This window comes from Olsenella uli DSM 7084 (assembly GCF_000143845.1).
GTDB classification, from domain to species: domain Bacteria; phylum Actinomycetota; class Coriobacteriia; order Coriobacteriales; family Atopobiaceae; genus Olsenella; species Olsenella uli.
This window is the reverse complement of record NC_014363.1, coordinates 500,655-516,747: the sequence shown is the minus strand read 5'-3', so window position 1 is coordinate 516,747 and position 16,093 is coordinate 500,655. Positions and strand designations below refer to the sequence as shown.

The 16,093-nt window shown below is 61.8% G+C and carries 19 protein-coding genes; 9 read left to right on the top strand and 10 right to left on the bottom strand.

Annotated elements, in window-relative coordinates; all coding sequences use genetic code 11:
- Nucleotides 1–165: 165 nt before the first annotated feature.
- The 7 genes from OLSU_RS02330 to OLSU_RS02300 all read right to left on the bottom strand — a co-directional run bounded on the left by OLSU_RS02330 (nt 166) and on the right by OLSU_RS02300 (nt 6,162).
- Nucleotides 166–1,368, bottom strand: a complete 1,203-nt coding sequence (locus OLSU_RS02330; protein ID WP_013251343.1) for an Ig-like domain-containing protein — start codon at nt 1,366–1,368, stop codon at nt 166–168.
- A gap of 152 nt (nt 1,369–1,520) precedes the next feature.
- Nucleotides 1,521–2,351, bottom strand: a complete 831-nt coding sequence (locus tag OLSU_RS02325; RefSeq protein WP_013251342.1) for a PTS system mannose/fructose/sorbose family transporter subunit IID — start codon at nt 2,349–2,351, stop codon at nt 1,521–1,523.
- Complete coding sequence (locus OLSU_RS02320) at nt 2,341–3,114, bottom strand: PTS mannose/fructose/sorbose/N-acetylgalactosamine transporter subunit IIC (protein WP_013251341.1); 774 nt, start codon at nt 3,112–3,114, stop codon at nt 2,341–2,343. Before OLSU_RS02320 ends, OLSU_RS02325 begins: the two co-directional genes overlap by 11 nt.
- A gap of 96 nt (nt 3,115–3,210) precedes the next feature.
- A complete protein-coding gene (locus tag OLSU_RS02315; RefSeq protein ID WP_013251340.1) occupies nt 3,211–3,687 on the bottom strand; it encodes a PTS sugar transporter subunit IIB in 477 nt (158 codons plus the stop codon).
- A 72-nt stretch (nt 3,688–3,759) separates the two neighbouring features.
- A complete protein-coding gene (locus OLSU_RS02310; RefSeq protein WP_013251339.1) occupies nt 3,760–4,182 on the bottom strand; it encodes a PTS sugar transporter subunit IIA in 423 nt (140 codons plus the stop codon).
- Nucleotides 4,179–5,033, bottom strand: coding sequence for a sugar phosphate isomerase/epimerase family protein (locus OLSU_RS02305; RefSeq protein ID WP_013251338.1), 855 nt, complete (start codon nt 5,031–5,033; stop codon nt 4,179–4,181). The genes OLSU_RS02310 and OLSU_RS02305 overlap by 4 nt, the downstream gene beginning before the upstream one ends.
- Before the next feature lie 67 nt (nt 5,034–5,100).
- A complete protein-coding gene (locus tag OLSU_RS02300) occupies nt 5,101–6,162 on the bottom strand; it encodes an SIS domain-containing protein (protein WP_013251337.1) in 1,062 nt (353 codons plus the stop codon).
- Nucleotides 6,163–6,439: 277 nt separating this feature from the next.
- Between OLSU_RS02300 and OLSU_RS02295 the strand changes: the two genes are divergently transcribed.
- The 4 genes from OLSU_RS02295 to OLSU_RS02280 all read left to right on the top strand — a co-directional run bounded on the left by OLSU_RS02295 (nt 6,440) and on the right by OLSU_RS02280 (nt 9,899).
- Nucleotides 6,440–7,042: a hypothetical protein gene (locus OLSU_RS02295; protein ID WP_036576399.1), complete on the top strand. Its 603-nt coding sequence runs from the start codon at nt 6,440–6,442 to the stop codon at nt 7,040–7,042.
- On the top strand, nt 7,039–8,184 hold the full coding sequence (locus OLSU_RS02290) for an SIS domain-containing protein (protein ID WP_013251335.1): 1,146 nt from the start codon (nt 7,039–7,041) through the stop codon (nt 8,182–8,184). Before OLSU_RS02295 ends, OLSU_RS02290 begins: the two co-directional genes overlap by 4 nt.
- Nucleotides 8,185–8,367: 183 nt before the next feature.
- Nucleotides 8,368–9,135: a GntR family transcriptional regulator gene (locus OLSU_RS02285; RefSeq protein WP_013251334.1), complete on the top strand. Its 768-nt coding sequence runs from the start codon at nt 8,368–8,370 to the stop codon at nt 9,133–9,135.
- Entirely contained in the window at nt 9,120–9,899 is a 780-nt protein-coding gene (locus OLSU_RS02280) for a GntR family transcriptional regulator (RefSeq protein WP_013251333.1), read from the top strand. The genes OLSU_RS02285 and OLSU_RS02280 overlap by 16 nt, the downstream gene beginning before the upstream one ends.
- 275 nt (nt 9,900–10,174) lie before the next feature.
- Here OLSU_RS02280 and OLSU_RS02275 read toward each other — a convergent pair whose 3' ends face one another.
- Entirely contained in the window at nt 10,175–10,873 is a 699-nt protein-coding gene (locus OLSU_RS02275; protein ID WP_013251332.1) for a transglutaminase-like domain-containing protein, read from the bottom strand.
- Nucleotides 10,874–11,512: 639 nt separating this feature from the next.
- Between OLSU_RS02275 and OLSU_RS02270 the strand changes: the two genes are divergently transcribed.
- The gene (locus tag OLSU_RS02270) at nt 11,513–12,325 is read left to right on the top strand and encodes a GIY-YIG nuclease family protein (protein ID WP_013251331.1); all 813 of its coding nucleotides are present in this window, start codon (nt 11,513–11,515) and stop codon (nt 12,323–12,325) included.
- Nucleotides 12,326–12,436: 111 nt separating this feature from the next.
- On the opposite strand, the gene OLSU_RS02265 is transcribed toward OLSU_RS02270, so the two are convergent.
- Both OLSU_RS02265 and OLSU_RS02260 read right to left on the bottom strand, forming a co-directional pair.
- Nucleotides 12,437–13,033 carry an RloB family protein gene (locus OLSU_RS02265; RefSeq protein ID WP_013251330.1) on the bottom strand — a complete coding sequence of 199 codons (597 nt, stop codon included), beginning with the start codon at nt 13,031–13,033 and terminating at the stop codon, nt 12,437–12,439.
- A gap of 7 nt (nt 13,034–13,040) precedes the next feature.
- Complete coding sequence (locus OLSU_RS02260; protein WP_013251329.1) at nt 13,041–14,231, bottom strand: AAA family ATPase; 1,191 nt, start codon at nt 14,229–14,231, stop codon at nt 13,041–13,043.
- 312 nt (nt 14,232–14,543) lie between these two features.
- Between OLSU_RS02260 and OLSU_RS09765 the strand changes: the two genes are divergently transcribed.
- From OLSU_RS09765 to OLSU_RS09600, 4 genes are all read left to right on the top strand, one after another.
- Nucleotides 14,544–14,762 carry an ORF6N domain-containing protein gene (locus OLSU_RS09765; RefSeq protein WP_236697202.1) on the top strand — a complete coding sequence of 73 codons (219 nt, stop codon included), beginning with the start codon at nt 14,544–14,546 and terminating at the stop codon, nt 14,760–14,762.
- A 74-nt stretch (nt 14,763–14,836) separates the two neighbouring features.
- The gene (locus tag OLSU_RS09760; RefSeq protein ID WP_013251327.1) at nt 14,837–15,109 is read left to right on the top strand and encodes a hypothetical protein; all 273 of its coding nucleotides are present in this window, start codon (nt 14,837–14,839) and stop codon (nt 15,107–15,109) included.
- Nucleotides 15,110–15,491: 382 nt separating this feature from the next.
- Nucleotides 15,492–15,902: a tyrosine-type recombinase/integrase gene (locus tag OLSU_RS09030; RefSeq protein WP_049765141.1), complete on the top strand. Its 411-nt coding sequence runs from the start codon at nt 15,492–15,494 to the stop codon at nt 15,900–15,902.
- Complete coding sequence (locus OLSU_RS09600) at nt 15,899–16,075, top strand: hypothetical protein (protein ID WP_156407858.1); 177 nt, start codon at nt 15,899–15,901, stop codon at nt 16,073–16,075. The genes OLSU_RS09030 and OLSU_RS09600 overlap by 4 nt, the downstream gene beginning before the upstream one ends.
- Nucleotides 16,076–16,093 lie beyond the last annotated feature (18 nt).

The window sequence follows — 16,093 nt, the reverse complement described above, 5'->3', positions numbered from 1 at the left end:
TTAAGAAGCGCATAGAATCGCACCAGGTGTTCACGACCGACAACGCCTATGCGATCGCCACGAGGGAGACCGCCCGGACGGTCGAGGAGAACGCCCCCTACCGTCAGCGCCCCCGGAACACAATTCCCGGAGGCGCCTCGCCATTCGTGGTGTGGGAACCGCGCGTTATCCCACGTTTACGGCGACGGCTGCCGTCTCGTCACCCTGTGTGACCGTGATGGTGGCCTCACCGGGTCCCACAGCCCAAATCTTACCGTCATCCGAGACGGTAGCCACGGACTCGTTGTCAATCGAGTAGTCGGCGTCCACCCATGGGTTCGCGACGGTGAGTTGGTACTCGCCGTCCTCACGCAGCGTCACGGCGTCCACGTAGACGTTGAGGCCTTCGTCCGTCGGCTCGAGCGACTCGTTGAGGTCCACGTACGCGGGCTCGCTCGCCTCGCCGGAGATCGTGTAGTCGAAGCTCACGGGCTTCGTAGCGTCGGCGGACCAGCTGATCACGTAGGTGTAGGCCGGGTCGCACGCAAGCGAGAAGCTCGTCTTGTCGGACTCGTACTCAGCAACCACGCAGTCGCCCTGTATGGCGGCGACGTAGACGCTCGGTGACGTAGCGGCGTCGGAGACGCCCGAGACCTGGAAGTCGAAGGTCCCGGCCTCGTTGGTCACGAAGGCCACGTAGCCGCCCTTGGAGTCCTGACCCTCGGGGTTGACGGTTACGTGCTGGGTGGTTCCGGTCTGCACGTAGTCGTCCGGCATCAGCGACAGGGAGAACCAGATGGATGACACGTTGATGCGGTTGCCGTAGGAGAGGTCCGTCGCATCCGCCGGGAAGAGGGCACAGACGAACTCGAGCTCGTTGTTGTCGTAGAGGTCGACCTCGCTCACGCGGTCAATCGTGTACGTGGGTTCGTTCGCGCCCTCAATGGGTTCGTACATGATCTCGCCGGTCTCGTCGTTATGCTGGCACCAATACCACTGGAACTTGAACTGCGAGAGGTCGATCTCCCCGTCCTCGGGCTTCTCCTCACCGTCACCCTTGCCGTCCTCGGACTGCTCGCGGGGCTCAGCCTCAGACTCCCCCTCGGCGGCCTGATCGCCCTCGCCCTCGGCGTCTGCGGACTCGGCGATCACCTCCGTTGCGTTGTCTCCGATGACCTCGGCTGTGTCGTAGTCCACCACATCCACCGCGAAGGTCACCGTGTCGCCAAGATTGACGTAGAGGTCACCATAGGCCCGGTGCAGGTCCCAGATGCCCTCGTCATCCTCGGCGCCTGCCCCAGGTTGACCGACAGCGCACATGATCGCAACGATTGCGGACATGATCGCGATCACGAGCCACGGCAACCTGCTGCCATTCTTTTTGTCCATTGTTCACTCCGCTCGCTAATGTCTTTGGGTTGGAGAGACGAGGGCGGCACGCCACGGACGTGCCCACGGAGCACCGCCTCTTCCCTGGGAGGGCATCCTGTGCCCACGAGTTCGTCCGCGCGCCAGCGAGCGCGCGGACGAGAACGGCATGGCTAGGCCATAATCCCGAAGTAGACCAGGATGACGCCCAGGAGCATCGTGCCGAGAACCAGCACGGAGGGGCTGATCTTCTTGCCGAGCAGCCAGTAGTAGAGCCACATGAAACCGAGGCCCACCATACCGGGCATAATGCCGTCGAGCACCGCCTGGAGCGTGGTGGCGTCGTCGCCAGCACCGAACCCGATTGCAAGCTCAGCCCCGAACATGTCCTTGGTCATCGAACCGATGACCATGATGCCGACGATACCCGCAGCGGCCAAGACCTTCTCCATGATGCCAGACTTCTCGGCCCGGTCGAGCAGGCTCGTACCCATCTCGTAGCCGTACCGGATGCCCACCACACGCAGCCAGAACGCCGGAATGTTGTAGATGAGCAGGAAGACGAGGGGACCGGCGAGGTTGCCGGCCTGACACATCGAGATGCCCACGCCAGCGGCAATCACACGAAGAGTCGTGAGGAAAATCGAGTCGCCGATGCCGGAGAGCGGCCCCATGAGGGCGGCCTTAACGTCATTGATGGCCTTCGGGTCGACCTTGCCCTTGGCGACGCCCTCTTCCATCGCAATCGTGATCCCGCCGACGAAGGGCGCGAGCTGCACCGTGATGTTGAAGAAGGCCGCGTTGCGCTCGAGGGCCTGTTTGTATCCCTCGGTGCCCTCACCCCAGATCTTCTTCAGGCAGTTCATGATCATCACGCAGAAGGCGAGGCCCATCTGGTTGACGTAGGTCCAAGAGAACTCCATGCCCAGCGAGCCAACGTTGAGCGAGGTCTTGACCAAGTCATTCTTGGTGATGCCGAAGTCACTCTTGCGATCAGAAGTCATCGTCGTCATCCCCCTCTACGGCGAGCGCGGGCTCAGGGTTGTTGTTGAACAGGTCGAGCTTCTCGATCGCGATGATGATCGCGAGCAGCGCCACGCCAAGTACTGGGACGTTGAGGTAGGCAGTGAGTAGGAAGCCCAGGAAGTAGAACGGGACGAGCTGCTTCGTCAGGATCATGCGGGCGAGCATCGCGAAGCCCATGACGGGCAGAATGTTTGCCGCGCAGGCAAAGCCGTCGAGCACGAAGGCGGGGATGACCTCCACGAGCCAGTTGACGGCGTCCGACCCAAAGTAGACGGAGGCTGTGATGGCAGCAATGTAGATTGGGGCAGTAACCAAGCCGACTGCCCAGTGCAGAGCCATAATCTTGCGGCTGGCGCCCTCCCGCGCGAACTTGGGGATGAAGGCGAGCAGCCAGTTCTGGAGCGGCTGGAGAAGGTTCTCGAGGGCACCGAGCAACGTCCCCACGGGCATCGCGAGACCGACGGCCACCGCGGGCTCGATACCGGTGAGGATCACGTACGCGGTGCAGAGGACGGCTGACGCCGTGGCGTCGGGCGGAACATAGGCGCCAATCGAGACCGACCCCATGAAGAGCAGCTCCAAGCTCGCCCCAATGGCCAGGCCCGTCTGGACGTCACCGAGCAAGGCCCCAACGACTGGGGCGACCACGATGGGCCTGAAGGCGTAGAGCGTGCCAAGTTGGTAATCGAAGTACGCAAAGGTCCAGTATACGATTCCCAGCATCAAAGATGTGCCAAGCATTGCCTCCTCCGTTCTGTGTGTTGCATGACCTGCGATCCTCGCACGAGTCGGACGTCGCGCATCGTGCTTGCGCGATGCCCTCCCACACGTAACTCCCTACTCATCGAGAAGCTTTGCGACGTCGACTTTGGGATCGTCGGCGAGGGCGCGGTACTCCAGCTCGATGCCGTCGGCCGCCATATCGCGCAGCATTTGCTCCTCATCCGGCTCCACGAAGACCTGCTTCGTGAGCGTTCGGGTGGTGGGGCTCTCCTTGGTGTTGCCGAGGTTGATCGAGCGGATCTTCTGGTAGCCCTCGGCGAGCTGCTTGGCCTCGGCGATCGATCCGACGCAGATGATCATCCGGTACTTGTCGGTGACGCCCGACTTCAACGACTCGATTGCACGGGCCATGTCCTTGACCACGAGCTTGCAACCAGCAGGCTTGCCCAGCCTGAGCGTCGTCTTCCACACAGGGTCGTTGGCGACGTGATCGCCCACGACGAAGACGCAGTTGGCCTTGAGACCGTTGACCCACGAAACGGCCACCTGACCGTGGAGCAGCCGGTGGTCCACACGAGTGAGTAGAATCATTGTGCTCCCTCCCCAGGGATGCGTGTACGTGACATGCTGGCGGTGCGTGTCGCATAGGTCGGCGTCGTCCCGCTAGAACTCGTCCTCACCGTCCGACTCGGCGACCAGGAGGTCATTCACGAGGACGGGCCTCGACTCCTCGGCGCTCACAACCTGTCGGACGAGCTCGACGGTGGGCTCGTCACCGGCAGCAAGCACGAGCTGTAGAACGACAGGCAGGTTTGCGTTCGTAACAAGCAGGATGCGCGGGTCGATCTGAGCGAGCTTGGCGAACTCGTTGTTGACCGAGCCACCGAGCAGGTCCGTACAGACGACGAGGTCGTCGCCTGAGGGCGTCTGGTCGATGACGCGCCGGGCCGCTGCCGCCACATCGTCCTCGCCGTCGACAAAGAGATTGAGAACGCGGACGTTGCCGTGCTCTCCCGCGAGGAACGTCACAGCCTCAGCCAGTCCCGCCGCGAGGTGCGTGTGGGTTGCGATGACGATCTGTCTCACAGATGCCTCACCCCCCTTCGAAGCTGTTCCTGGGCCGTACGGAACGCGGCCATAGTCTGGGCGTCGGCGGCAGCCGGACCTGCGAAACGCTCGGGGTCCACCGTCTCGGACGAGAGCCACCCCTCGTAGCCACAGCGCGCAAGTGCAGCGAGGTCGGAGGTCATGTCCCTCTCGCCGTCGCCCCAGGCGAGGTGCGTCATACCGTGCCCCACGTCAACGAAGTGCACGTGGATGATGCGGCCGGCGAAGGTCGCGAAGTAGCCCTCGATCGTGTCACCAGCAACGGCCATCGCGCCCAGGTCAAGGCAGACACCGAGGGCGGGCGAGTCCACCTCGGCCACGAGGCGCAAAAGGTCGGCAGCCGTATGCGCGAGGTTGGACTCGTCGGGTTGGAGCGCCTCAATCGCAAGCGGTACGCCTATCGCCTCGGCGCGCCGCGCTATGGCACTGAGCATTGTCACGCTGCGCTCCCAGGCGACCTCAACTGGCTCGTTAAGGTAGCCCCAACCGCTCGTGACGACGACCTGGCTCGCACCTAGCTCGCGAGCCACCTCGAGCGCATTTGTGAAGTACGCAAGCGTGCGGGCCCGTCCCGTCTCACCGCGCACGGCGATATTGTGCGGCTTGGGGTTAGCCTGTTCAGGGCAGACCCCAATGATCGGGAGATCATAGCGCCTCTCCAGACCCACGAGGCGCGAGACGGGATCGTACCCGTGTGCATCCATGAAGAAGTGCATCGGGCCGGTCCAGAGCTCCACACCCTCGAAGCCCGCGGCGTCAGCACTCGCAAAGAACTCTTCCAGGTCAAAGAAGCGATGTGAGCAATTCATGGCCGCAAGGCGAGCTGGCATATGGACCCCCTCCCAAAGCCGGAAGAGGGACCGCCTCGCTGGGAGAGACGGTCCCTCCCACCCATCGTTAGTAGTCGAACTGGTGGTAGTAGCGGCGGTAGTCGAGGTTGTGCTTCGTGACGAGCTCGTAGTAAGCCGAGAGACGGTCCGTGATGATCGAGGAAAGAATCCAGGGGCTCAGCAGCGGACGGAAGTCCGGGTCAAGACCGGGCAGCGCATACTCGGCCGTGTCGATGACGGTGACGTCGGCGTCACCGGTGCGACCGGTCTTTAGGAAGGCCTCGACACGGTCGTCGAGCTTGCGGCACTCGTCCTCGCCCTTGAAGAGTACGACGGGCACGCCCGGCTCGACGAGCTCCAGAGTCCCGTGAAAGAAGTCCGCCGAGCTGATGTAGCGCGTGCGCTTCCACTGCATCTCCTCGAGGATGCACATCGCGAAGAGGATCGTCTCGCCCCAAAGGGCGCCGGAACCGATGAACATCGTGTACGGCGCGAGTGCGTACGAGCGAGCGAACGCCTCGGCCTTGGGCTCGAACTGCTTGCGAATGTCGAGGAAGGCGGGCCAGATGCCACGAGTCTGCTCGACGAACTCGTGGTACTTGGGGAAGCAGCCGCGCAGGTTGAGGAGCTTGAGGCCAAAGCGGTCCGCGAGGTAGTAGCCCATCTCGCAGCCGCCGTCGGCATGGTCTGACGCCATGTCGAGGCAGTTCTCGGCGCCCACAGCCTGGCCGATCTTGCCGTCGGGCTTGGTCATGGCAAACACCCGGACGCCCATGTCCTTGAGCTTGCGCACGGCCTCGAGCACCTCGGGGGTGGTCCCAGACTCCGAGGCGGTAAGCACGACCGATCGGTTGGTCATGCGCCTATGGCCGGACACGTTGAACTCAGCGGCGTGGATGAGGTAGCACTCCAGGTCCTTGTCACCGTATTTATTCATGAAGTACTCGAGCTGCATGAACTCGTCCCAGGTCCCGCCGACTCCCAGCAGGAAGATCGCGTCGTAGCCCTCAGCCGCCACGCGGTCGGCAAAGCCCTCCATCACGTCACCGGCGGCCGCTGCCGCAGCACCACCGGCCAAGTATCCCTCCTGGTCGAAGTGCATGATCTCCACATTCTCGGTCACTGCCATCGTATATGCTCCCTTCAGAGTCAAGTTTTGTCTTTTTCATACCAATCTGTGATCTTGACTTGATAAGATAATGCCTTTTTCAGACCAATTCCTGGGAACGGATCCTTCCTGGGTGAACGGCAGTCCACCATCGGTAAATGGTCTTAAATTTCAACAAGTCATTCTATGGCACAATATGAGCAGATTGGTATGAGGTTTTTCTTACCTATCTAGTTCGTCGCACGACATACGCGCACGGCGCATGCATGCGCCGTGCGTCAGGAGGGAGGGAATGCCTATGGCGGCATTCGGCGGCAAGGACCCGCAGCGCTTCTTCGCGGGAACCAACTTCACCGTAGATGAGGTGCTCTACGAGCCGCCCGCGCTCGTACCTGCCCCCAGCATCTACCTCGACCGAGGGCATCACCGCTGGGCGGTGCGCCTGTCTGGGGCGTCACCGCGCATCTACTCCTTCGAGGACGTCCTTGCGTGCCGCGTGGCGGACGACGACGGTGCCGCGGAGCGCACCCGGATAGAGCGCGAGGGTAGTCTCGCCTCGCTTGTGGCAAACCCGATGCGCTACTCGCAGGCGAACGCGTCCAAACGTGGCGACAGGTGCTTCTCGCTCGGCGTCGTCATCGCGGTGCATGGAGCCGACGTGACGATTCAGCTGCCCTACATCACGCGTCCCACACGACGCTCCTCACCGGTGTACCACGAGCTCAGAGCCGCCGCCGACCACGTCAAGGAGACCTTCGACGCGATGATCGTGAGCGCACGGACGGCGGTCAGCGAGAGGAGCACCGAACACGGCGCGGCACCCGACGGCGGCAGCTCAGCCGACAAGGCCTCGTCGATCAGGAGGAACGCCCAGAAGAAGCATGGGAGGTCCAGATTATGACTACCGAGAAGCACCCGACGATGCTCGACTACGTGCATGAGTCTCCCGAGGCTCTCGAGTGCGCTCTCACCAACCACGAGACGTTGTGCGGCCCGCTCGTCGCGCGCTACGTCGCCGAGTCATCCGACGGGACGTCAACCGGAAACGTGGTGCTCGTGGCCTGCGGGTCAAGCCGCAACGCGGCGGAGTGCGCGGCACCGCTGATGCGACGGGCGCTGGGAGCGCGCGTGACGGTGTCCACACCAGGGACGTGCCTCGTCTCCGAAACCTTCCCCGTGCGCGGCACCTTCCACCTGGTCGTGACCCAATCGGGTTGCTCGACGAACGCCCTCGCCGTGTTGGACCGTCTGCGGGGGACGGGCGCCCCCGCCCTCGCCCTCACGGCGAACCCTGAGGCGGAGGTGCACAGCCATGCGGATGCCGTCTTCGACTTCGGCTGCGGAGAGGAGCAGGTGGGCTACGTCACGAAGGGGGTCGTGACGCTCGCGCAGTACCTGATGCTCTTCGCACTTGACGCAGCCGTGGCCACCGGACGGATGGGGAACGGGGAACGGGACGCGACCCTCGCTCAGATGAGGCTCGTACCTGAGGCCCATCGCGCCCTGCAGGCCAGCGCAGACAAGTTCTACCGGACACACCGTCGCGACTTGTTGGGCATGGGTCCGTGCTACGTGCTCGGCTTCGACCAGGCCTGGGGCGTCGCGCTGGAGGGTGCGCTCAAGCTCGGCGAGACGGTCAAGGTCCCGGCCTTCGCCTATGAGGCCGAGGAGTTCAACCATGGTCCTAACCTCCAGATGACGCCCGCATACACCGTCTTTCTGGTAGACGACCTCGCACGGGGCCACGAGCGCATGGTGGCCCTGTACCGGGCCTGCCGCCACGTGACCGACCACGCATTCCTGCTCACCGCCACCGCGACGGACGGGGCTGCCGGTACGGACGGCAACGTCTTCCCTCTCCCGGAGGAGCGTCCCGCTGACCCGCTTCTGTTACCGCTCTACCTGCTGCCCTTCTTCCAGATCATCGCCTACCGGGCGACAGAGGAGAAGGGGTCGTGGGACGAGCTGCCCCTAGTGGCCGAGACCGAGGACCTCGTGCCGTCCAAGACGAACGACATCCTCCGGTTCATGCCGTACCTCTGAGGAGGCCCAAGCCACGGGGAAGGCGTCGAGGGGCGTCTTCCCCGTGGCTTGCAGGAGGGTAGAGTTGCTAAGGTTGGGGTAACGCAAGGCGAAGCGAACCCCTGGACGCCGCCACCGAAAGGCACCCCTATGCCATGGGAACGGCACCCGAGACGCTCGCCCCACAAGGAGGGAGGCCCGCACGTGCGAGACCCGTATGCCATACCGCCCAAGGACCGTGCCGTCGAGGGCATCGAGTGGCTGATACACAGCCAGGAGCTTGGCGCAGGCGACCGTCTGCCCGTCGAGCGTGAATTGAGCCGTCGGCTAGGCGTCTCGCGCACGGCCCTACGGGCTGGCATCGCGATACTCGTGAGCCAGCACGAGCTGGAGAGTCGCCAGGGATCGGGCACATACGTCTGTGCTCGCAAGCCGCAGTCCGTCTTCCAATGCTCCGGGTCCTTCTCCGACACGGTTCGCGAGGCAGGCATGAGGCCTGGCTCGCGCGTGCTGGAGGCCCGAATCACGGCCTCCGACGAAGGCGTCGCCAACCACCTCGGGATTGCCGCCGGCGCCGCGACCTTCGTCCTGCGCCGGATGCGGACAGCCGACGACGAGCCCGTGGGCATTGAGACGGCCCGCGTCAACGTTGCGCTCTGCCCGGACATCGATCGGCACGACTTCAGCCGAGAGAGCCTCTACGCCGTCCTCGAGGAAGAGTACGGCATCATACCCGTCCGTGGCTACCAGCGCGTAAGCATCACGCAGGTCAACGAGGGTGAGGCCGACGTGTTGGGGGCGCGCGTCGGAGAGCCGGCCTTCTTCGAGCGTAGCCTCGCACGCACCGAGGACGGGGTCACGGTGGAGTACGTCACGTCCGTGATTCTCCCAAGTCGCTACCGCTTCGCAAGCGTCGAGGACGAGACGGACGACGTGCATGTGGAGGTGAACACAGCATGGCTGAGGTCATAGCGGGGGCCCGCACCACGATCGCCCGGGGTGGCCAAGGGGACGCACCCGTCTCGACTCCCGACACAGATATGCCATCGTACCTACGCGTCCGACGTGCGCTCGCCGAGCGTATCGAGCGCGGCGCCTACGCCGTGGGTGCCGCGCTGCCCTCCGAGAACGACCTCGCCTCCGAGTTCGGCACGACGCGGCTCACGATTCGTAATGCCACCGACGGACTCGTAGACCAGGGCCGCGTCCGTCGCATCCAAGGCAAGGGCACCTTCGTGACCCCGGGGCTGCTCGATCCGGAGGGCACCTCACGAGGCGGCTTCCGCGAGACGGCCCGCATCCTAGGACGCAAGCCGTCGGTGCGCGTACTCTCACGCAGGAAGCGTCGCGCGGGTGAGTACTATGCGTGGCTCTTCGGCATCAGGCCAGACGACCTGCTATACAGCCTGCGCCGTCTCAACAGCGTGGACGCCGAGCCGCTGACCATCGAGAACACGCTGGTACCGCTATCCATCCTACCTGGCGTGGAGGACGTGGACATCCAGGTCTTCAGCCTGTACGAGACGTACAGGCACCTCGGCCATATGGTCGCGCAGACGCAGGAGAAGCTCGACATCGTGGAGCTGGGAGGGCGTGACGCGGGCCTCCTGGGCGTCGCGGCCGGATCGGCGGCGCTGCTTCTGGAGTGCGTCTCGTACGACGCGCTCGGCCAGGCGATCGAGTACGCGTGCAGCTACACGAGGGGGGACCGTGGAGGATATGCCTACGACTACTAGCCCCTCGAAAGCTCCGTCTGATCGGCCTGCGGTCCCGGGCACGACCGTTCGCACCGTCATCTTCGACATGAACGACGTCCTCGTGGGCTCGGAGAGCGTGTGGTTCTCGCTCCAGCCGCGCTTCTTCGCCGAGTACGGCTTGGACGTCGCGCCCGAGGAGAAGCGGCGGGCGTGCGCCCACCAGCCAAATAAGCTGGTGGGCGATCCGGCACCGAAACGATTCGCAACATGCCCCGAAGATGCCGACAAGTCCTCCAGAGGCTGCCCGATTTGCCCTAGCCCTCGCGGATCTGGCGTACCTTGCGGTTCATCTGCCGACGACCCAGGTGCTGGTAGGCACAGCGCTTCAGGGGGCTCATTGCCTGGCGATGGTGGGCGTAGAGGTCGTCCGGGCTGTCGTACAGGCCGAAGTCCTGGTCTATGCCGTCTCGCTGGATATAAGTGTCGCATAGGTCGAAATCCACCTGGGGATGCTGAAGGTCTGCCGTGGCGACGCCGAAGCCGCAGAACGGTCCCCCATGACCTGAAAAGCGCGCCTGGAGCTTCTGCAGGTAGGCCGAGTCCAATATCAGGCCCTCAAGTTGGTACCAGCACCCATCAAGGCAGGCTTCCACCCAGCTGTGCAAGACGTGTGCGGGAGCCTTGCGGTAAACCAAGCCCATCATCACGCCCTTTTGCAGGCGCTTGTCGATCGTGAAGCCATGGATCCTGCAGGGAATGCCACAGGCCCGGAACAGGGCCATGCACAGGGTGGCCTTGGTGTTGCACTGACCATAGCCCTCGAGAAGCACCTGCGAAGCAGGGATGTTGTCATCCTCGTTGTAGCCAAAGAGGATCTCATCTCGCACGAAGTCGTAGATGGCCCGCATGCACGTGGGCGTGGACAGGGTCCGCCAGCCTCGTCTCGCCAAAAGACCCTGAATCCGGCGATCATGGAAGTCAAGCAGGGGCGTCGCCTCAAGATAGCGGTCCATGCCTTTCTCAGCCTCCCCTACTTTCTCACCAGGGACTTCACGCCAGTCAGGATAGCAAAACAGGGCGATGGGAAGATGTCCCGATACGGGCTGCGCGGGCGGTTTGGCATGGTGCTTCAGGATATCTGGCTGTACGAGGGCGCGATCAGGGAGAACCTCGTCTGCCCCAGCCCCGTGCCAGCGCTTCCGCCGCCTCCTTGCTGCCCTCGATGCCATCTGTCCCGCTTATGCCCCTTTGATCTGTTCAGGGCGCCCAAAAGCTATCGATATGGACGCCTTGGGAGAAAGGTGCCCTCCGTTGCGCGTGGTTTCGTCTTTACAATCTGGCCTCATTGCTCTGTCGTGCCGCTTCGTTCCTCCGAAACGAAAACGCGAACCGCTTGCGGAGGACAGTGCACTACCATGCTGCTTCGAAAGGGTACGCTGAGTCCCTTCCTGAGTCCCTTCTTCTATTCAAAAGAACTTCTCGCCAGATGGCTGCGCCGGAAGGTTGCCAAGCCTGCTTTTTGGAGAGTCGCAAAAGTACAGTGGCAAACGCAGTGGCAAACGGCGGTTTAAAAAACGACCTGCGCTTCTGCATTCCAATCACCCGTTTAGAGATTGGGCGCGCTCGCACATTTGCGAGAAAGGGGCAGTAGCATGAATGCTGCGGAACTGGATTTCAAACATTTGACTATCGACGGGAAGTCCTCGATCGCAGGGGACATATCCGATGTGGATGCCCGCGGCATATACGTTTACAAGTTCGAAGACGGAACGTGCTGCGTCGGCAAATCCGAGGACGTCCGCAAGCGCTATGTGCAGCACGCACACGAGTACCGGCACATGGAAGGAAGCCCGAAGGTCGCCGAGATGCTGTTCGCGCACGTCTCCGGCGATAACCCTGAAGTGCTCGACCGCGCAGAGACCGACGCAATCGCATGGTTTGGCTCACACGGATGGGATCTCCGCAACATCATGAAGACCGACCTGCCCGGGGGCGCCGGGATTTTGTGGACGGTCACCGCGCTGCCATCGACGGCGAGGAGGACGAGGGCGGCAACACTCAGCTGCCAGAACCTTGAGGTTCTCGTCATCGGCAGGGACGGAAGCGGCTTCATCAACGGCAAGGACGTACCTGACGAGAAGCTCGAAGAGTGCATAAAGCACGACATGGCACCAATGAAACGCGCCGGCTGGAGGTTTCGTGGCAACACCATAGTCGCACTGAACGGGCAATCAGCGAGACGATTAGCCAGGCCTGCCGAATACGCAAATGCCGACAACGTATTCTCTCTAGAATTCGAGAACCTCGATCAGTTGAATCTGCTGCTCCGTGACCCACTGACGCTTCTGTGGTCCTACAGACTGGTGGCGGAGCTGTTGAGGCGCGGGCCGAGCATGTACCGCAAGTTCAACAACCCTTATCTGGCGGCGAAGGTGCTCCATGAATGCCCTTCAATATTTCTGTAAACCTATTGACGTAACAGTCGTTGAGACCGTTTTGTTAAAACCGGACCGCGTCTCTCTCAGGAATGAGCGAGACGCGGGCTCGATTAAAACTGTTGAAAAACCAGCATGCAGTTAATGCTTACCAAGCTCCTTCATACGCCTAACAAGGTTTTGCACAGTAAGGAAGACCTTACCTGACTGCCTTGTTCTCTGGTCGGCATTAACGAGAGCGATATCCACAAGCTTAGGCTTAGCATCAATTGCTACGTCTAGCCACTTCAAATTCGCCTTATCGTATTCCTCACTTTGACCAGCAGCGCCTGACGCAAGGTCGCTGAGTCTCGTATAAAGCCCCTTCTGGTCATGCAGCGAGGACTGCTCGAAATGCTGGAGCAGGTACGCCTCAAACTGTGGACGGGAGAAGGCAAGTTTTACCTTACGTTTCTCAGCGTAATCCTTAAGCTCCGCATAGGAGAATGGCATGTTGTCATCATCGCAAACTGCCCAGCACTCGACCTCGTCCTGATCAATACACATGTCTTCACAAAGCTTGTCGCGCTCTTCGAGCGTTCTGTCGACGAGTGCCTTGTGCTGACCCTTTTCGCCAATAACCGAAACCTGTGCTGCGGAAATACGGTAGAGCCTCCTTAGAATCAAAAAATACTCCCTCTCCGTCTTCCCCTCGCAACAGATGAGCAGATACCTTCTCCCGTTTTTCTTGCTCACCATCGCATTCCTAACCCTCGATGATTGGAACGCCACCGTAGAGCCCCGCGAGATAGCGTTTCTCAAAGGCCTCGCCGTCGCGGACTCCCAGATCGGTCAGGGGTATGATAAGAGACTCCTCGGTGTGGCTCTTCTCAACGAGCACAACCTCGTCGCGCGTAAGCTCCCGCAGCATCGTCGTGCCATGTGTCATGAGGACCATGTAGGCGTCATCACTGCTGGACTCCCCAAACAGCGACACGATGGCATGGGTCAGCATGGGATGGATATAGGTGCCGAACTCATCGATGAAGATGGTCTTGCCGTTCTCCAGTGCGTCGATGATGGGGACGGCTACCTCAAAGAACTTTTGGGTGCCCATTGACTCCTGGGCCCAGAAGTCGAGGTCACGCGAGCCGACAATCGCCTGCTCCTCATCACGGACAGCATGCACCGTGGTGAAGGTCGTGGTGCCTTGCTCTATCATCGCCCTCCTGATATCGGGGGGAATCTGAACAGGCAGCTGATCGAAAATGTCTTCTGGCAAAGCCACATCAGTGAACTTGATGTCTCTGATGGAGAAGTCGCATCGCTTCAACAGCTCAAGAGTCTTGGAGCGCAGGCTCACATCGTTCTTGAGCATTTCCACGAAGAGAGGCGTGGGCGCATCCGGGCTGGGAGAGACAATGCTGATATGGTCGAGGAGGCCGAAGATGATATTGGAGTATGCGTTGTTATCCTCACGGCCCTTTGTGATGAGCAGGGTGTCCTCGCGCGTTCTGTCGAGAAGCCTCTTACCGAAGCCGTACTGGCGCGCGTAGGGATTGAGTTTGTCATCCGTTCGTTCGAGCACCTTGTTCATTCGGTTCGTCTTATCAGATTGCTCTCTTAGCAGCTCATGGGTAACTTTATGAGCCAAGAAGCTGACAGAGTACTCGTAACGTCTTCCGTCCAAGGAGAAGGCCATGCCGAGCATAGACGGCCTCTCGTCCATGCCCGCTTTGAGCAGAAAGGGCTCATAGGGAAGCCGGAAGTTGGGGTCGGAAGACCTCCTGATGCAGTTGATAAGAGCAACGAGCGCCTTGGCGATATTCGACTTGCCTCCGGCATTGGGACCGAAAACCGCAGTCACCGAATGAGCACTGCGCCCATCGAGGGTGAGGGTCTGTGGGTCGCAGAACGACCGAAAGTTGCCTACCGTGAGCGACACGAGTTTGTACATACCTTTGCCCTCCTTTCGCAACTCATAGTGTAATGAGTATCGCACTATTTTGCAATTTTTTTACGAAATATCGCTATTAACATTAATATAAGAATGGGAGCAGCTTGAGTATTAGGCTCTTCGGGCGCTTTGTGCGCTGACTCCCACCACGCCGCACACGAACAACGCCACGATGGCCAGAAGCGTACCCAGGCGCCACTACGGTCATGGCCCGTCACACGGGCGCGCAAGCCCCGTAAAGACCGCATCGACACGTTCCCGCGTGCTACCCCCCACAGGACCCCACCCCGTTTCACCTTGGTCATGCAGGATATGAACGAAGCAGCAATCATCGCATGCGATGACGTGCAAATCAGGGACATGATCTACACCGTACGGGGCAAACAGGTCATGCTCGACAGCGACCTTGCCGAGCTGTACAAGGTCGAGACAAGAACGCTCAACCAGGCTGTCACGAGAAACCCGGGACGTTTTCCAGAACGCTTCTGTCTCAAGCTCACAAGTGAGGAGTCAGAGATCTTGAAGTCATAATCTGTGATTTCAAGTTCGAGAAGCTGGGGCGGCAGGCGAAAGCCCCTGAGAGTCTTCACCGAGCAGGAAGGTCGATGCTCTCCGCAGTACTGCGCAGCGACACGGTCATCGACGTGAGCGTGCGCATCATGGACGCCTTCGTCGAGATGCGCCACTTCCTAACAGACAACTCCGAGCTGCTGGCCCAGGTCAGGAACTTCGACCGCAGGCTGGACAGCCTGGAGCGCTCGACCGACGACCGCTTCCTTCCTGAACGGAACGGAGGGATACCTGGTTGGAGCCTCACTCGTGGCGGAGGGGCTCACTACGAGATGACCGAGAGGGGCCGGAGGGGGATGGGAGAATAGCGGACGTGCTAGGACACATGTCGGACAATGCCCGAAATACCAATTTCCGTCCCTCTGCGTCCGCTAACAGGGGCAAACCGAGACACAAAAACGGGCCAGCAACTCAAGAAGCCAGCTGGCCTACGACAACGTCTTGGTCGCGGGGGCAGGGGCTCGAACCCGCAGCCTCCGGGCCATGGGCGACCCAGGGGGCGTTCCACTGACGCCCTCCCCTTTCTGCTTGCGCCGAAGCCGCAGGCGAGCGGCCCCTGGCCTGTGGCTCCTCCAATCCCCCGCACCTCCGAAGCCCGCGGCCCCCGTGCCTCCATCTTCGGCTTGGCGGCCGCTTCGGCGGCCGCGATGTCGGCCACGGACGGCCGTGGAAGACTCGTTGGGAGGAGACGTGGGCTCCAGGTACACCAGCAGGTCGCTGAGGTGGAGGCGCAACGCCGGCCGCTGGGAGGCGCTCAGGTGGACCGTGGCGCAGGGCCCCATCACCAAGAACCCCTGCGACTTCTGCAAGCCGCCCAAGCGCGCGAGGACGCCCATCAACGCCCTCTCGCGCGAGGAGCGCACGCGCATGCTCGAGCTGGCGAGGCGCGCCCAGCCCGCGCCCCTGGGCATAGCCATAGAGCTCGCCCTCACCACGGGCATGAGGCGCGGAGAGGTCTGCGCGCTCAGGTGGTCCGACCTCTCGGACGACGGCACCATAACCGTGAGCCGCGCCCTGGGAAACGGCGACGGCGGCTTCTACGTGAAGGAGCCCTGGACATCTACGCAGACGTGGACCCGGAGGCCAAGCGCGCCGCCGTGAGCAAGGTCGAGGAGGGCTTCGACGCGGAGATGAGCGGCTACGGCGACGCCATCATGGACAGCGCCATTGGCGCGCCAAAGCGACGCGAGCCCGCGCTCAGCTTCTCGGTGGACCAGCTCAAGGCCATGCTCGCCGCCGCAGAGGAGAAGGAGGCTTCACATGGGCGTCCTTAGGCTCGTCTGGCGCTTCGT

Coding starts and splice junctions, on each gene's coding strand:
- OLSU_RS02305 (WP_013251338.1), bottom strand. CDS start 5,033: ATGCCAGCTCGCCTTGCGGCCATGAATTGCTCACATCGCTTCTTTGAC.
- OLSU_RS02265 (WP_013251330.1), bottom strand. CDS start 13,033: ATGGTGAGCAAGAAAAACGGGAGAAGGTATCTGCTCATCTGTTGCGAG.
- OLSU_RS02275 (WP_013251332.1), bottom strand. CDS start 10,873: ATGGACCGCTATCTTGAGGCGACGCCCCTGCTTGACTTCCATGATCGC.
- OLSU_RS02315 (WP_013251340.1), bottom strand. CDS start 3,687: ATGATTCTACTCACTCGTGTGGACCACCGGCTGCTCCACGGTCAGGTG.
- OLSU_RS02280 (WP_013251333.1), top strand. CDS start 9,120: ATGGCTGAGGTCATAGCGGGGGCCCGCACCACGATCGCCCGGGGTGGC.
- OLSU_RS02325 (WP_013251342.1), bottom strand. CDS start 2,351: ATGACTTCTGATCGCAAGAGTGACTTCGGCATCACCAAGAATGACTTG.
- OLSU_RS02260 (WP_013251329.1), bottom strand. CDS start 14,231: ATGTACAAACTCGTGTCGCTCACGGTAGGCAACTTTCGGTCGTTCTGC.
- OLSU_RS02270 (WP_013251331.1), top strand. CDS start 11,513: ATGAATGCTGCGGAACTGGATTTCAAACATTTGACTATCGACGGGAAG.
- OLSU_RS09765 (WP_236697202.1), top strand. CDS start 14,544: ATGAACGAAGCAGCAATCATCGCATGCGATGACGTGCAAATCAGGGAC.
- OLSU_RS02295 (WP_036576399.1), top strand. CDS start 6,440: ATGGCGGCATTCGGCGGCAAGGACCCGCAGCGCTTCTTCGCGGGAACC.
- OLSU_RS02290 (WP_013251335.1), top strand. CDS start 7,039: ATGACTACCGAGAAGCACCCGACGATGCTCGACTACGTGCATGAGTCT.
- OLSU_RS09760 (WP_013251327.1), top strand. CDS start 14,837: ATGCTCTCCGCAGTACTGCGCAGCGACACGGTCATCGACGTGAGCGTG.
- OLSU_RS02320 (WP_013251341.1), bottom strand. CDS start 3,114: ATGCTTGGCACATCTTTGATGCTGGGAATCGTATACTGGACCTTTGCG.
- OLSU_RS02300 (WP_013251337.1), bottom strand. CDS start 6,162: ATGGCAGTGACCGAGAATGTGGAGATCATGCACTTCGACCAGGAGGGA.
- OLSU_RS02330 (WP_013251343.1), bottom strand. CDS start 1,368: ATGGACAAAAAGAATGGCAGCAGGTTGCCGTGGCTCGTGATCGCGATC.